Consider the following 15,707-nt stretch of genomic DNA (forward strand, 5'->3'; position numbering starts at 1 on the left):
ATGACAAAGTCTAGACCGTTGCCAGAACGTCCTGCTCTTCGCTAGACAGCAAACGATCAAGATCCAGAAGGATCAGCAGGCGGTCTTCAAGTTTGCCGACACCGCTGATGTATTCTGATTCCAGACCGGAAACAACCGGCGGCGGCGGTTCCACGGTGCTTGCCGGAATCCGAAGCACCTCAGACACGGAGTCCACAACAAAGCCCACAACCATCTTGTTGATTTCAATCACGATGATACGTGTATGCTTGTCGTGTTCTCGAGCACTGAGGCCAAAACGCTTCCTCAAATCAATAATCGGGATGACATTGCCACGCAGATTAATCACGCCTTCGACAAAAATAGGAGCCTTGGGGACTTTCGTAATTTCCATGATGCGGATAATTTCCTGCACCTTCAAAATATCTACCCCAAACTCTTCTTCGCCGATGCTAAACGTGACCAGCTGGATAAGCTTTGCATCCTGCTTTTTTTGGGTCTCGTCCATACACCTCTCTCCTGTGGTCTGAATGAGAAAATACGACATCCGAAGGAGATCGTTAGTCATTCTGCCAGTACAATTCGGATAAACCTAAATTTTCTTTAACGCAACGTGACGAAAAAAAGTTTTTTTCATCACAACTTAAACAGTTTATCGCCTAGCACATTTCAACAAGCCTATATTTCTGCCTTTTTTCCGCGAGAAAATCAGTTGCGCTAAGCCCCCTCGTCATTTATCGTACCGCCTTGCATGCCGGGGCTTCCCGGTACGAAATTCAGTTTGAGAGGGGATAAACATGGGCCAGTACGCTCACCAGACATCACAGTACACACTTGAAGAACAGGTCAAAGGACTTGCGGACGAAGAGCTGCTCGATTTTTGGGAAGAAGCTCAATACCTTGAGAAGTTCCTTCAGGAAGAATTCCAGGCAGGCGTCGGTGCCCATCTTGAGTATGAACGCATCATCATCAAAGAACTCCAGTACCGAACCTGCAAAAAAACAGCTCTCCTGAGCTAGTTCCTCCTCGCTCCCTTCTCATGATTTTCGGTTTCGGCTGTTCCCGAAGCCAGATTCGATTTCTGATGACAAAAAAAAGCCCCCAGCCAAACGGTTGGGGGCTTTTTGTATATTCATAGAACTAGCAGGTCTTCGGATTTGGACGACCAATGGAGAAGTACGCAAAGCCGTTCTGTGCCATCTCAGACGGGGAGTACAGGTTTCTGCCGTCAAACAGAATCGGGGCAGAAAGCTTTTCTTTTACCAGAGCAAAGTCAGGTTTGCGGAACTGGTTCCACTCCGTCACAACGGCCAAAGCGTCTGCACCGTCAAGAGCCTCATACTGCTCAGACACAATCTCTACCAGGTCATTGCCTTCGAGAGCCTTTCTGGTGTTGTCTGCTGCAACCGGGTCAAAGGCGCGTACACGCATGCCCTGCTCAGTCAGGCGACGAATCATCACCAGTGCAGGAGCCTCACGAATATCGTCTGTGTTGGCCTTGAATGCCAGTCCCCACAGAGCAATAGTTTTACCTTCAACACCACCCTGGTTGGCGAAGTATTCTTCAACCTTACGGGCGATGGACAGCTTCTGTGCATCGTTCACGGAATCCACAGCCTGAAGCAGGCTTGGAGTGTGACCATTTTCCAGTGCAGTTGTGATAAGCGCCTTCACGTCCTTGGGGAAGCAGGAACCACCGTAACCAACACCGGGATAAATGAAGTGATAACCAATGCGGTGGTCGGAGCCAATGCCAAGGCGCACGTCACGCACGTCAGCACCAACTTTTTCGCAAATGTTTGCAACTTCGTTGATAAAAGAAATTTTTGTCGCCAGCAGGCAGTTCGCTGCATACTTGGTCATCTCAGCGCTTCGGATGCCCATTGTAATGAGCTTCTCGCGGCTGCGAGCAAACGGAGCGTACAAAGAGCGCATGGCTTCTGCGGTCTCAGGGTTGTCGGTGCCCAGAATAACGCGGTCAGGCTTCATGAAGTCATTTACAGCGTCGCCTTCTTTCAGGAACTCCGGATTGGAGACAACATCAAAAGGAATGTCCTCGCCTCGGGCTTCCAACTCAGCAGCCACAATTGCGCGAACCTGATCCGCCGTACCAACCGGTACTGTGGACTTGTCCACAACAATCTTGCGGCTCGTCATCTTCTGGCCAACCTCGCGGGCGACAGCATGGACATACTGCAAATCGCAGCTCCCATCTTCGCGGCAAGGCGTGCCAACAGTAATAAACACTGTCAGGGCGTCTTTGAGACCATCCTCAAGACTTGTCGTAAAGGTCAGACGACCTTCCTGCGAATTCCGTCGAACCATCTCTTCAAGGCCCGGCTCATAAATGTGGACATGCCCCTCACGAAGGGTTTTCACCACAGCAGGGTTTACATCAACACAGACAACATTGTTGCCCATCTCTGCAAAACATGCGGCACTCACCAGCCCCACGTAACCGGTTCCAACAATACAGACGTTCATCTATTTCGACCTCTTGAGGACGTTTTCGTTTAAAGAAAAAAAGAGAAGGGGGTTTCGTACAACTCCCCTCTTTCCAAGTCAACTTGAGCACCATATGCTGAAAAGTCAACCCACAGGCCAAGATCCCATTCTTTTCCTTGACTTTCCCTATATGTTAGCGACAATTTCATGAAAGAGGGGAAGCTTTGTCCCTCTTCCCCGAAATTCAGATTATCATATTACTAAAGGATTGCAGCAGATGCCATCACTTGTCGTTAATATTGATCATATTGCCACACTTCGTCAGGCTCGTCTTGGTCATGAACCAGAACCCGTTACAGGCGCTCACCTTGCAGAACTCTCTGGTGCAGTTGGCATCATTTGCCATCTGCGCGAAGATCGCCGCCACATTCAGGACCGGGATGTTGAGATGCTCCGCAAGACCATCAACACCCGCATGCACCTTGAAATGGCCGCGACAGACGAAATGCATGCCATCTGCCTCAAGACCCAGCCCTACATGTGCTGTATTGTTCCTGAAAAACGTCAGGAACTCACCACAGAGGGTGGCATGGACGTCGTAAGCCGCGAAGCAGAACTGACCGAATTCGTCAAAGAAATTCATGCTGCGGGCATCCGCTCCAGCCTTTTCATTGATGCAGACCCTGAGCAGATTGAGGCAACGGCACGCGTTGGCTGTGAATTTGTCGAAATTCATACCGGCCACTACGCAGACGCCGCAGACTACAAGCAGGAAGAAATCGAATTCAAAAAAATTGCAGACGGCATTGCCCATGCCCAGAAGCTCGGCCTCAAGGTAAACCTTGGTCATGGCCTGAACTACACCAACATTCTGCGATTCAAGAATATTCCTGGCATCTGTGAATATTCCATCGGTCATAGCATCATGTCCCGCGCCATCTTCACCGGCATTCCTGTCGCAGTGAAAGAGATGCGCGACATCATCAACACTTTTGTGGACTAGGGAAAGCCGGGCATGATTATTGGTCTTGGTCTTGACCTTGTCGAGCTCTCGCGTATCCAATCTGTACTGGAGCGGCATCAGGAGCATTTTCTCCAGCGTATTCTTACCCCGGCAGAGCATGCAGCTCTGCCGGAGGGATCACACCGAATCATTGAATACGTTGCCGCCCGTTTTGCAGCCAAAGAAGCTGCGGCCAAAGCCCTCGGCACAGGAATCGCCAAGGGTGTCGGATTTCAGGATCTGGAAGTACAGCGACTCGAATCTGGTCAGCCCATGCTCGTCCTTCATGGAAATGCCAAAAAACGGGCCACGGGCCTTGGTATCACGTCAACCCACATCAGCCTGACGCATGGCAAGGACGTCGCCTCTGCCGTCGTCATCCTGGAGAAATAATTTCATGGAAATGTATCATGCCGTGCCTCTTCCGACTCCGGAAGAGATGACAGCCTGGGATCAGGCAACAATTGAAGATTTTGGTCTTCGTCAGGAAGTCCTGATGGAGAACGCAGGCCTCGGTGCCCACGGAGTTCTCGAAGACAGCGTCGGATCTGTTGAAGGCCTCTCTATTCTGGTTATTGCAGGCTCTGGCAATAATGGCGGAGACGCATTCTGTGTTGCCCGTCACCTTGCCAACTCTGGCGCACAGGTGCTGGTTCTGCACACCGGAAAGAAAAAAGACTACCGCGGTGCCGCCGCAGCGAACATGCGCCTTGCCCAAAAAATGGGTATTCAGCTTGGACACCTTGCAAAGGGCCGTTCCCTGCTGGAATTTGTCCACGATTTTGGCGAGCCGGATGTTATTGTTGACGGTCTGCTTGGTACGGGCTTCAAGGGCGAGCTTCGCGAAGAAACGCAGGAATGGATTGAAGACATCAACATTTTCAAATCCTCTGCATTCATCCTGTCTCTGGACATTCCTTCTGGCCTGTCTGGACTGACTGGCGAACCTGCTCCTGTTGCAGTCATGGCCGACACGACGGTCACTTTTGAAGCTGCCAAAATTGGTCTGGCAATGCCCAGTTCCGCAGAGTTCACTGGAGACATCCATGTGTGCGGCATTGGTATCCCCGAATTTATCAAGCACTCTACCCCTGCGACATGTTCCATGCTCACAGATGGCGTGCTTGATCTGCTGCCTGCCCCCCACCCGGAGATGCACAAGGGTGACGCCGGGCACGTTTTGATTCTTGGTGGCTCCATCGGTCTGACCGGTGCCCCTCACCTTGCAGCCCTCGGAGCTATCCGGAGTGGTGCAGGTCTGGTTACCATCGGTTGCCCGGCGGGTCTCGCTCAGGAAGTCAAGGGCGGCAACCCCGACATCATGACGCTTCCGCTTGGCAAAGGCACATACTGGAACGAAGGCATGGCGCAGGATCTTATCCCGCACCTGTCACGCTTCTCTGCCATCCTGCTTGGTCCGGGCATGGGCCGCGACGAAAGAACTCTCGGCTTTCTGCGCGCACTCGCAGAACTGGACCTGCCCAAGCTCGTTGTTGACGCTGATGCCCTGTACTGGATTGCCCAGGCTCCCGAACTTCTGGAGCACCTGAGCACACCAATGGTGCTGACGCCTCACCCCGGTGAAGCCGCTCGCATCCTTGGCATCTCTGCCGAAGACGTTCAGGCCGACCGCCTGCACGCAGCACAGGATTTCGCCGCCCAGACCGGCGCAGTCAGTATCCTTAAAGGTGCAGGCACCATCATTGCCCTGCCTGACGGACGCGCCTACGTTTCTCCCTTTGCCATTTCCAACCTCGCGGTTGCTGGCTCTGGAGACGTGCTGGGTGGTCTGAGCACAAGCCTTTTGGCCCGCGACATGGAACTCGAAGACGCCGCATGCCTTGCTGTCTACTGGCATGGTCTTGCTGGCGGCCAGCTTTCCGAAGATTTCCCGGTGCGCGGTAACACTGCAAGCGACATCGCTAATGCCCTTCCCAAGGCATTAAAGGAGACCGTAGATGCTTAAGGCAAAAGACATCATGACTGTGGACCCTGTCACTTTGTGCCTTGATGATGAGATCAGTACAGCTGTCGGCATTATGCTCGAAAAGGGCATTAATGGTCTGCCAGTTCTGGATGACAACGACAATGTTGTTGGCATCCTCTGCCAGAGCGACCTCGTCGCCCAGCAAAAAAAGCTGCGCCTGCCCTCTCTGTTCACTGTTCTTGATGGCCTGATTCCTTTTTCATCCAGCAAAGACTTTGACCGGGAAGTGGAAAAAATCACTGCCCTGACCGTTGAGCAGGCCATGACGCCTGCTCCGGTCACGGTCACCCCGGAAACAAGACTTGAAGACATTGCATCAATTATTGTAGAGCATAATTTCCACACCCTGCCCGTGGTCGAAAAAGGCCATCTGGTAGGTGTGATTGGCAAGGAAGACATCCTGCGCACTCTTCTGCCTCCTGTGGAGGAAGAGTGAGACATTCCAGTGTGAAGGAGCTTCGGCTCCATCTTGAAGACGAAAACGCAACACTCGCTTTAGGACAACGTTTGGCGCAGGCTATCGCATTACAGGGAAAAGGGATTAACCTGCTGCTTGAGGGCAATCTTGGAGCAGGAAAAACAACTCTCGTTCGTGGACTGGTGACGGCACTGCCCGGTGGTGACGAGGCGCGGGTTTCAAGCCCCAGCTTCAACATCATGAACCTGTACCCCACGACCCCGGAAACAGCTCATTTTGATCTCTACCGACTGGAATACCAGGAGCCTGACGAATCTCTCCTGGAATTCCTGAATGATGACGAGACTCTCGTTGTTGTCGAATGGGTCCAGTTCCTCGACAAGGAATTCTGGCCTGAAGACTCCATTCATTTTGTGTGGGACCACTGTGACAACGGCCGCGACCTGCGGCTGATTATTGCAGGCGATGACGCGCTTTCTGTCTATGAAGCAGCGTTCCCGCAGAGCGAAACGGACTGAGACCCCCTCGACCTTTATTCTTCCGTATTACTCAAACTCTTCGTGAGGAGCTTATAGCCCATGGGCATCATCGTTCAGAAGTTTGGTGGCACATCCGTCGCCAACCTCGACTGTATGCGTAAGGTGCAAGCAAAGGTAGAAAAAGCTCTGGCTAGCGGACACAAGGTTATGGCCGTTCTGTCCGCAATGTCTGGAGAAACAAATCGCCTTCTTGCCCTGGCAAAGGAATGGTCCAGTTCCCCGGACCCAGCAGAAATGGACTCTCTCGTTTCCACTGGCGAGCAGGCATCGACAGCCCTGTTCACCATGCTGCTGAAAGACTCGGGTATCAAAGCCCGGTCCATCCTCTCGCATCAGGCTCAAATCAACACGGACAGCCAGTTTGGCCGTGCGCGCATCCTGAATATCGACAAAGAAAACCTGCTCAAGCTTTTTGAAACATACGACGTTCTGGTCGTTGCTGGTTTTCAGGGGGTCAATGAAGACGGCCGCATTACGACCCTTGGTCGTGGTGGTTCCGACACCTCCGCAGTTGCGCTCGCCGTGGCTGTTGATGCTGAGCTTTGTGAAATCTACACCGACGTTGACGGCGTCTATACGACTGACCCCAACATCGTGACCAAAGCAAAACGTATCCCGAAAATTACCTATGACGAGATGCTGGAGCTTGCCTCCATGGGCGCGAAAGTGCTCCAGACCCGTTCCGTTGAATTCGCTAAAAAGTACAATATGACTGTCCATGTGCTGTCTACGTTTGTTGAAAGCCCCGGCACACTGGTAACGCAGGAGGATGAAAGCATGGAAGCCGTTCTGGTTTCAGGTATTGCTTATGACAAGGATCAGGTTCGCGTAACGATTCTTGATGTTTATGACAAGCCGGGCATTGCCTCTTCTCTTTTCGCTCCGCTGGCCGATGCTGGCGTTGTTGTTGACATGATTATTCAGAACACCAGCCGCGACGGTCACAAGACCGACATGACTTTTACTGTTCCCCGTGGTGACCTTGAAAAGACCATGTCCATTCTGGACGGAATCAAGGAAACCCTCGGCGGTGGCGAAGTGCTCTACGACGAGGACGTTGCCAAGGTTTCCGCCATTGGTGTTGGCATGCGCACCCACTCCGGTGTAGCATCAACCATGTTTACTGCTCTGCACAATGAAGGCATCAACATCCTTATGATTTCCACTTCCGAGATCAAAGTGACCTGCCTCATCGAAGAAAAATATACGGAACTCGCCATGCGAACCCTGCATGACGCGTTTGAACTCGAAAAAGACGGTATCAGATGCTAATGATGCCGCCCTCTTCTCTCGTATGAAAAAAATACAAATATATGACACAACGCTACGAGATGGGACGCAGGGAGAGGGGATAACCCTCTCCCTTGCAGACATGCTGCGCATCGCCACACGTCTTGACAAACTGGGCGTTGACTTCATTGAAGGCGGCTGGCCCGCCTCAAACGAAACTGACAAAGCTTTTTTTCGTGAAATTCGCAATCACGGGCTTTCTCACGCACGCATCTCTGCTTTCGGGAGCACCTGCTCCCCTCACGGAACCGCAGAAAGCGATCCACAACTCCAGGCTCTGATTGACAGCAAGCCTGACGCCATTTGCATCTTCGGCAAGACCTGGGACCTTCATGTTCATGAAGCCCTGCGCACCACCGAAGAGCATAACCTCAGCATGATTCGGGACTCGCTCGCCGTTCTTCGGCCACACGTCGAGGTGCTGCATTTTGATGCAGAGCACTTCTTTGACGGATTCAAGAGCAATCCAGAATATGCCCTCGACTGCCTTCGTGCCGCACACGAAGGAGGAGCTGAGGTTCTGGTCCTTTGTGATACAAACGGAGGCACTCTGCCTTCGGAAATTCGCAACATCATTCAAAGGGTCAGAACTGCAATTCCAGAAGCCACTCTTGGCATCCATACTCATAATGATTCTGATACAGCTGTGGCAGGAGCCATCGAAGCCGTTCTTGCAGGGGCACAGCTTGTTCAGGGAACCATTAATGGCTACGGAGAGCGCTGTGGCAACGCCAATCTCTGCTCGATTATTCCCAATCTGGAACTCAAGCATAATGGCGCGTACACCTGTCTGCCAGAAGGGCATATGAACCAGCTTGCGGAAGTCAGCCGTTTCGTCTCTGACATCTGCAACCTGCACCCGTTTGACCGGCAGCCATATGTTGGCACCTCGGCCTTTGCTCACAAAGGCGGTGTGCACATCAGTGCAGTTCGACGCAACCCGCGAACCTACGAACACATTGAGCCTCGTGCCGTTGGCAATGCCCAGCGTATTTTGCTCTCCCGTCTTTCCGGTCGGAGCAGCATTCTGCACATGGCCGAAAAGTATAATTATCCTCTGGATAAAAATGACAAAGCGGTCAAAACCCTGCTGGATGAAATCAAAGCCCGAGAAGACAAAGGCTATGAATACGCCAGCGCCGAAGCATCATTTGAACTCTTGTTTTTCCGTGCTCTTGGCTGGACCAAGGAGTATTTCGAACGCATCACGTTCAGCGTCAGCGACTCTGTACGTGGGCGTGACTCCTCCCCATACGCTGAAGCAACAGTCATGATCCGGGTCGGCGACCGCATTGAACACACTGCCGCCACAGGTAAAGGTCAGGTCAACGCCCTAGACGTTGCCCTTCGAAAGGCTCTCACCCCCTGTTACCCTTCCCTCGCAGAAATGCGGCTGGAAGACTACAAGGTGCGAGTCCTGCCGGGCATCAAGGATGACGACACAGACGGAACAGCTTCCGTTGTCCGGGTTCTCATCGAATCCGCCGACAACACGGAGCGCTGGACCACTGTTGGCGTTCATTATGACCTCGTCCTCGCCAGCTGGCAGGCGCTTATTGACTCCGTCGTCTACAAGCTTTTTAAAGACGACCCAGACAAGGTACTTCCACTACGAACAGCTGAATAACGACACACAGAACATTCTGGAGAAATTTCATGTCTACTCGAATGACAGTCCTCATTGATGATACGAGTTCGAAATCTGGCCTCCTTCACGAGCATGGCTTTTCCTGTGCCCTCAAGTTGCCCAATGGCGAAAAATGGCTATGGGACACCGGAAGCACGGATAAGTTTCTCCAGAATGCAAAGACTCTCGGTTTTCAGCCCTCAGAATTCAAAGCCCTTGCGCTTTCGCACGGGCATTATGACCACACCGGTGGCATTGTTCCGCTCTACAAGGCAGGATTCACGGGACCAATGTATGCGCACCCAGAATACTGTCGAGACCGGTATCATGTCGAAGAAGGCAAAGAATCCCGTTTCATCGGGCTTCCTCCCTTCACCGAGCTTGATCCCATGCCCAAGGTACACCGCGTACAGGGCATTCATCAGCTTGCGCCGGGTATGCGCATGGTAACGGACATTCCGCGAATCAAAGGGAACGCTCAGAACATCAACAATTTTTATGTTGATCCTCAGGGCACAACCGTTGATCCGGTTCCCGATGATTCCTGTCTACTCCTCGACACAGCCTCTGGCACGGTGTTGCTCCTCGGCTGCTGTCACAGTGGCATGGCCAACGTTCTGACCTACGTTCAAGAACAGGCAGGAGTCACCAAGCTTCACGCCCTTGTTGGCGGTACCCATTTGCTTGAAGCAAGCGAAGAAGAGTTAGATCAGGCGGCCAAGGCTCTTACCAGTCTCAGTGTGGAACGAGTTTTCCCAGGGCACTGTTCTGGCCAGCATGGACTTGCTGGGCTTGCCAAGCGTCTTGGCGACAAGGTTCAAGGCATCGGAGCAGGCTGGAGTCATCACTTCTAAACACACAGAGCCGGGGCTTCACAAAATGCTCCGGCTCTTTTTTATGACGATGAGTACACGAACGGAAAAGCACTTCTGGGACTTCTTCACGAAGCCGACCCCGCCACAGCCCGCAGGCCCTCTCTCCAGTCTGCCGCTCTTTCGTCAGCTCTCACTTTTTTCTTCTGCATGTTTCCGTCAGCTCTCACTCATTCCCCGTTATCTTGTTTCCCGCGTTGCATGGCGGCGCCATCGTCTTTGCCCCGCGCTCTTCTTTTGTGGGATTGGAGGGCTTTTCGTCACGGAGTATGCCGTCTTATCGCTGCACAGCATACGCCCTCTTGGGGCGCCAATTGAGTGCGCTCAGACTTTTCAAAAGCCCCTGTTTTCACCCCTCTTCCCGGCGCCACTTTTTGCTGCTGCGCCAGAGCAGTATCTTCCTGCACCCCTTTTTCACTCGCAATACAGCATCGCTTCTACACATTCAGATCCGCTTCTTTGTGAGCGTTTTCCTCTCCTCCCAGAGTCTCGCCCGGCGTCAATAACAAGCGTCCGTCGGTCCGTTAGCGCCGCACGTCTTCGCGCTCCTGTCGAAAAAGCTGCCTTTCATCCTTTGGACAAGGCTCGTGCTCTTGAATTTGCCAGCACCCCCGAGCTTCATCGGCTTCTCGCTTCTGCCAGCACTGCGGAACTTCCGCTTTTAGCCAGCACCATTCCTGATGGCCCACAAACAGCCATTGCTCCACCCGTCACCCGGCTTCGAAAAGTGCAGCAGGCTTTATATCAGCGCCATTTTCTCGGCTCCCTTTGTGCTCGTTTTGAGTCTGGTTCAGCAGGCCCCGCCGCCATTGGCTATGATCCAGAAGGTGGCACCTCGTATGGCAAATATCAGATCGCCTCGCGCACTGGCTCCATGCAGCGTTTTATTCGCTTTCTTCGCCATCGGGCACCAAGTCTCGCGCATCGTCTGTCTCAAAGCGGTCCCAGCAACACTCTTGCAACAACAGGCGTCATGCCTCGCGAATGGAAGCGGATTGCTGGCGAGTATCCCTCCCGCTTTGAACAGCTTCAGGACGAGTTTATTCACAACAGCTATTACACGCCCACGCTTCGCGAAATTCGCACCCGCACAGGCATCGACCTCAGTCGGCACCCTCGCGTCATTCGTGAAGTGCTTTGGAGCATGGCTGTACAGCATGGTCCCATCAACTGTGCCCGGATGTTCAAGGCCGCAGAGGACATCGCAAAACTCTCGCCCGCGCATCTTTATCATCAGGAACTTTTACGTCAGATTTACCGCGTCCGTCGGCAGCGGATTCAGGCCTTTAGCCACAAGGCTCACGTCCCATCACTCTTGCGACGGCTCAACATGGAAGAAACTCTCGCCCTCTCGCAACTCAGGCTCCCGCCTCGGCACTCGTATCAGGCTGTCCTCGACCACCCCCGTGGCTCATAAAAGGCGCCAGGTGGGTGTTGTTTTATTGGGACGCTGTCCCAAACCCTGCAAGGGGCGCTAGGGTGGGCGGGGACTCTGTCCCCGCACCTCTGCAAGGGGCGCTGCCCCTTGACCCCGCCCAAGGACGAGGCCCTTGGGAATCCCGCTATCGCCCAAAATTTAAGGGCCGGATGAGTGAAAGCCTTCGGCTTCCCCCTTCATCCGGTCCTTAAATTTTGGCCTAGTGGGCGTCCCGTGTGTTCTTTTTCTTTGCGCTCCAACCCTTTCTTTCTGAACGCTAGCGTTCAGAAAGAAAATGGTGGCGAACACGAAGAAGAGAAAGAGGCTCTCGACGTTATGCCCAACAAGTTTGAATTCCATTCACGCGAAGCGTGGATAGAATTCAAACTCGATGAGGATACGTAAGGGAATCATTCCCTTACGCGGGGGTTTGGGGGCTGGCCCCCAATTATTCCCCACCCGCCCATCCAGCACGAACGCGCTGGGGCAGGCCCCCAATATTCTTCCCTCCTCCCATCCAGCCAAACAACTCACGCCAGCTATTGACGTAACTCGTCGAAAAAATGAACGACGCTGAGCGCGACGCGCTCACGAGTATCGCGATGCGTGGTAAGAAGATGATGACTGGTAATATTTTCCTGAATGGAAAGGAGTTCGAGACGCCGAACCTGAGAAGAGACAGCGCGCTGAATTTCCCAAACATTCTGAACAGGCACCGTACGGTCTCCCTTGGCGTGAATGCTCAGAAGTGGAGATTTTATAGCCCGCAGGTCCTCACGAATAATCTTTATGCCGCGTAAAAGGCTGGTCAATGGCTTCAGAGCCATAACACACTCATAGCCACGCCACGGGGCAATTTCCCGTGAAGCAGAATTGGGTCCGGGCATGGGCCATATCGGACGAACATGCTGAAGAAGGGGGACAAAAGGAAGCCGCCAGTCGCTAAAAAGAGGCGGGAAAAAACTATAGAGGAAAACTGGAGCGGCAAGGGTTGCAATACCTGCGGGGTCAAATTCTTCACCGAGGGCGAGAGAAAGAGCGCCTCCGAGCGAAAGTCCTGCGACAAAGACCTGTTCGTAGGCAGCGGAAAGGCGTAAAAAGGCATCACGAGCAGAGCCATACCAGTCGACAAAATCAGTCCGCTGAAATTCATCAACAGTGACGCCGTGCCCGGGGAGAAGCGGAACTTCGACATAATAGCCTGCGGCTTCGAGGGCTTTTTGAAGGCTTCGCATCTCAAAGGGATGCCCGCCAAAGCCATGAAGAAGAAGGACCGCAGCGCTTGTAGATGGTGAATGCTGCATATACTTGTGATACGCGGAGAGAAACAGTGATGCAAGCAATGACTGCGACTTGCATGACAGTGCGGCATGCCGTACAAACAGCCTGACACAATTTTATTCCTGCGCCAAAAAGGAGCGTCCATGACTATTTCCCACTGTGACACCCTCATACACGCTGCCTGGGTGGTCACACAGGACGATTCTCGCCGAATTTTAGAAGATGCGGGCATCGCTGTCAGCAACGGGTTCATTTCTGCAATTGGGAGCTGGGAGGAGCTGGCTCCGGTCTGGTACCCCAAACGCATTGTGGACCTCACCAAGCACCTGGTCCTGCCGGGGCTAATCAATGCTCATACCCACGCCTCCATGACCTTAATGCGTGGTCTAGCCGATGACCTGCCACTCATGGAGTGGCTGACAAAACATATTTTTCCTGTTGAGCAAAAGCTGACGCCGGAGCTGGTCCACCTTGGGGCACTGCTGGCATGCTGCGAAATGACGAAAACAGGTACCACGGCATTCTGTGACATGTACCTCATGGAAGAACATGTCGGGCGAGCGGCAGAAGAGGCAGGACTTCGGGCACGAATTGGCGAAGTCCTTTTTTCTTTTCCTTCGCCAGCCTATGCCAGTCAGGACGAAGCCTTTGATCTGGTTCGCAGCATGAAAGAGCGTTTTGACGGTTCAAACAGAGTCAATACAGCCGTCATGCCCCACTCTGTGTACACAACCAGCCCTGAGCTTCTGGAAAAAAGCATGGAGCTTGCAGAAGAGCTGGATATTCCCCTCAATATTCACCTTGCCGAGACACAGACAGAATCACAGCAAAGCATAGAGCAGCATGGACTCCGCCCCGTGCCGTATGCGGCAGAACGCGGACTGCTCTCAAAGAGAACCCTTGCTGCCCACGCTGTCGACCTCACAGATGAAGAGATTGATCTTCTGGCCAAAAGCGGCACACGAGTCTGCCATAATCCAGAAAGCAATATGAAACTGGCGTCTGGCATTGCCCGCGTTCCCGAAATGCAGGCCGCGGGCATTCCCCTGAGCCTTGGGACAGATGGCGCATGCAGCAACAACAACCTTGATATGTTCTCAGAAATGTCGAGCTGTGCATTGCTGCAAAAGGTCCACCACAAAGATTCCACACGTGTCCCAGCCCAGCAGGTGCTGGATATGGCAACACGCGGAGGGGCATGCAGTCTGGATATGCCGCAGACGGGATACCTTGCCAAAGGACAGGCCGCCGACCTGATTGCGCTGAATCTCAATACGCCAAGCCTCATGCCAATGTATAACCCAATTTCCCATCTGGTTTATGCAGCACAGGGAGCAGACGTCGCGCTCACAATGGTTGGAGGCGAAACGCTGTATCAGGATGGCAAATTTACCCGGATTGATTACCCTGCCCTTCGTGAAGAAATTCGAGACGCCGCAGAGTTCATTAAAAAACAGTTCGAACAGGGGAAAATGGCATGAGCGCACAACACTGTGACACCCTGCTCCATGCAGGCATCGTCCTGACGCAAAACGAAAAGCGCGAAGTTCTGCATAACGCAGGCATAGCCATCACAGCAGGTAAAATTGATGCCGTTGGCGACTGGGACGCCATTTCAAAAGAATTTTCGGCAAAGGATGAGCGTGATCTGCAAAACTGCCTTGTTTTGCCTGGGCTTATCAACTGCCATACGCACAATTCAATGACAGCATTCCGCGGGCTTGCAGATGACCTGCCGCTCATGGACTGGCTGGAGAATCATATCTGGCCAATGGAAAAGAAACTGGATGCTGAAATTATCCAGTACGCAGGAGCCATTGGTTGCGGTGAAATGATTCGTACCGGTACGACCTGTTTCTGCGACATGTACCTGCATGAAGACGTTACGGCCAAACTTGCACAGGGCACAGGGATGCGCGCGGTCTTGGGAGAAGGTCTTCTGGGCTTCCCTACCCGGCGCTATTCCAACCTGAACGAAGCGCTGGACCTTATTGAATCACTGCACCTGCGCAACAAAAAATATGGAACGCGAGTCACCACCTGCGTTGCTCCGCACGCGGTCTACACCACAAATCTGGAACTTTTAGAAAAGAGCTTTGCCTTAGCAGAAGAACTTGATATACCGTGGACCGTTCACCTTGCTGAAACCACTGAGGAATCTGCTCGAAGTGAAGAAATGTTCGGCTGTCGCCCGGTCGAATACCTTCATAGAGCAGGTTGTCTTTCTCCCCGTAGCGTTCTGGTTCACTGCGTTGACCTGACCGAAGAGGAACAGGACTGCATCGCAGAATCTGGTGCCAGCGTTGTACACAACCCCCGCAGCAACATGAAGCTCGCCAGCGGCATTTCACCTGTCGCGGGACTTCTTGAGCGCGACGTCAATGTGTGCCTCGGTACGGACGGAGCGGCCAGCAACAACGGTCTCAACATCTTTCGTGAAATGAAGGCCGCAGCGCTGCTACAGAAGGTTTCGACGCAGGATCCAACGGTTTGCCCGGCACAAACAGTGCTGGACATGGCCACTAGAAATGCGGCAAAAGCACTCGGGCAAGCTGATCTTGGGAGCATTGCTCCAAAAAACATTGCAGATATCATCGCTTTAGACCTCGACGAACCGGCCCTTTGTCCTGTATATACCCCAGCTTCACACATCGTTTATGCGGCTGGAGGACAAGAGGTCTGCTTTTCTATGGTCGCAGGCGAGGTCATATACTCAAACGGTGTGTACACACATTTTGAGATTGAGGAACTTCGGGAGTGTTCCCGAAGAATCGCGGACTGGGTACGGGCAGAAAAAGTACGCTCCCAAACCGGAGCTTGACTTTTCCCCATTTTTCAATAAATACTCT

16 protein-coding genes are annotated in these 15,707 nt (G+C 52.9%); 13 read left to right on the top strand and 3 right to left on the bottom strand.

Translation table 11 applies throughout. The annotated features are described in order from the left end of the window. Nucleotides 1-10 precede the first annotated feature (10 nt). Complete coding sequence (locus B5D23_RS07595; RefSeq protein ID WP_078684813.1) at nucleotides 11-487, bottom strand: chemotaxis protein CheW; 477 nt, start codon at nucleotides 485-487, stop codon at nucleotides 11-13. 289 nt (nucleotides 488-776) lie between these two features. Here B5D23_RS07595 and B5D23_RS07600 point away from each other — a divergent pair, with 289 nt between their 5' ends. Next, nucleotides 777-998 carry a hypothetical protein gene (locus tag B5D23_RS07600; protein WP_078684814.1) on the top strand — a complete coding sequence of 74 codons (222 nt, stop codon included), beginning with the start codon at nucleotides 777-779 and terminating at the stop codon, nucleotides 996-998. Between the two features lie 121 nt (nucleotides 999-1,119). Here B5D23_RS07600 and B5D23_RS07605 read toward each other — a convergent pair whose 3' ends face one another. Next, nucleotides 1,120-2,463 carry a UDP-glucose dehydrogenase family protein gene (locus tag B5D23_RS07605; RefSeq protein ID WP_078684815.1) on the bottom strand — a complete coding sequence of 448 codons (1,344 nt, stop codon included), beginning with the start codon at nucleotides 2,461-2,463 and terminating at the stop codon, nucleotides 1,120-1,122. Between the two features lie 238 nt (nucleotides 2,464-2,701). On the opposite strand from B5D23_RS07605, the gene B5D23_RS07610 reads away from it, so the two are divergent. The 10 genes from B5D23_RS07610 (at nucleotide 2,702) to B5D23_RS15045 (ending at nucleotide 11,982) form a co-directional block, all read left to right on the top strand. Continuing rightward, entirely contained in the window at nucleotides 2,702-3,427 is a 726-nt protein-coding gene (locus B5D23_RS07610; RefSeq protein ID WP_078684816.1) for a pyridoxine 5'-phosphate synthase, read from the top strand. Between the two features lie 12 nt (nucleotides 3,428-3,439). Beyond that, nucleotides 3,440-3,820, top strand: a complete 381-nt coding sequence (locus tag B5D23_RS07615; protein WP_078684817.1) for a holo-[acyl-carrier-protein] synthase — start codon at nucleotides 3,440-3,442, stop codon at nucleotides 3,818-3,820. A gap of 4 nt (nucleotides 3,821-3,824) precedes the next feature. Then, nucleotides 3,825-5,393 carry an NAD(P)H-hydrate dehydratase gene (locus tag B5D23_RS07620; RefSeq protein WP_233814703.1) on the top strand — a complete coding sequence of 523 codons (1,569 nt, stop codon included), beginning with the start codon at nucleotides 3,825-3,827 and terminating at the stop codon, nucleotides 5,391-5,393. Continuing rightward, nucleotides 5,386-5,850, top strand: coding sequence for a CBS domain-containing protein (locus B5D23_RS07625; RefSeq protein WP_078684818.1), 465 nt, complete (start codon nucleotides 5,386-5,388; stop codon nucleotides 5,848-5,850). The genes B5D23_RS07620 and B5D23_RS07625 overlap by 8 nt, the downstream gene beginning before the upstream one ends. Next, a complete protein-coding gene (gene tsaE, locus B5D23_RS07630) occupies nucleotides 5,847-6,350 on the top strand; it encodes a tRNA (adenosine(37)-N6)-threonylcarbamoyltransferase complex ATPase subunit type 1 TsaE (protein ID WP_234985073.1) in 504 nt (167 codons plus the stop codon). The genes B5D23_RS07625 and tsaE overlap by 4 nt, the downstream gene beginning before the upstream one ends. 60 nt (nucleotides 6,351-6,410) lie before the next feature. Then, nucleotides 6,411-7,643, top strand: a complete 1,233-nt coding sequence (locus B5D23_RS07635) for an aspartate kinase (protein ID WP_078684819.1) — start codon at nucleotides 6,411-6,413, stop codon at nucleotides 7,641-7,643. Between the two features lie 22 nt (nucleotides 7,644-7,665). Beyond that, nucleotides 7,666-9,288 carry a citramalate synthase gene (cimA, locus tag B5D23_RS07640; protein ID WP_078684945.1) on the top strand — a complete coding sequence of 541 codons (1,623 nt, stop codon included), beginning with the start codon at nucleotides 7,666-7,668 and terminating at the stop codon, nucleotides 9,286-9,288. 29 nt (nucleotides 9,289-9,317) lie between these two features. After that, nucleotides 9,318-10,142 carry an MBL fold metallo-hydrolase gene (locus tag B5D23_RS07645; protein WP_078684820.1) on the top strand — a complete coding sequence of 275 codons (825 nt, stop codon included), beginning with the start codon at nucleotides 9,318-9,320 and terminating at the stop codon, nucleotides 10,140-10,142. A gap of 49 nt (nucleotides 10,143-10,191) precedes the next feature. Then, the gene (locus tag B5D23_RS07650) at nucleotides 10,192-11,577 is read left to right on the top strand and encodes a VgrG-related protein (RefSeq protein ID WP_234985074.1); all 1,386 of its coding nucleotides are present in this window, start codon (nucleotides 10,192-10,194) and stop codon (nucleotides 11,575-11,577) included. 234 nt (nucleotides 11,578-11,811) lie between these two features. Next, on the top strand, nucleotides 11,812-11,982 hold the full coding sequence (locus B5D23_RS15045) for a hypothetical protein (protein WP_159445951.1): 171 nt from the start codon (nucleotides 11,812-11,814) through the stop codon (nucleotides 11,980-11,982). Nucleotides 11,983-12,116: 134 nt separating this feature from the next. On the opposite strand, the gene B5D23_RS07660 is transcribed toward B5D23_RS15045, so the two are convergent. Further along, entirely contained in the window at nucleotides 12,117-12,881 is a 765-nt protein-coding gene (locus B5D23_RS07660; protein ID WP_078684946.1) for an alpha/beta hydrolase, read from the bottom strand. A 120-nt stretch (nucleotides 12,882-13,001) separates the two neighbouring features. On the opposite strand from B5D23_RS07660, the gene B5D23_RS07665 reads away from it, so the two are divergent. Together B5D23_RS07665 and B5D23_RS07670 are read left to right on the top strand one after the other, a co-directional pair. Continuing rightward, nucleotides 13,002-14,339: an amidohydrolase family protein gene (locus B5D23_RS07665; protein WP_078684823.1), complete on the top strand. Its 1,338-nt coding sequence runs from the start codon at nucleotides 13,002-13,004 to the stop codon at nucleotides 14,337-14,339. Then, entirely contained in the window at nucleotides 14,336-15,679 is a 1,344-nt protein-coding gene (locus B5D23_RS07670; protein ID WP_078684824.1) for an amidohydrolase, read from the top strand. The genes B5D23_RS07665 and B5D23_RS07670 overlap by 4 nt, the downstream gene beginning before the upstream one ends. The last annotated feature ends 28 nt before the right edge of the window (nucleotides 15,680-15,707 follow it).

Source organism: Desulfobaculum bizertense DSM 18034, from assembly GCF_900167065.1.
Classification (GTDB): Bacteria; Desulfobacterota; Desulfovibrionia; order Desulfovibrionales; family Desulfovibrionaceae; genus Desulfobaculum; species Desulfobaculum bizertense.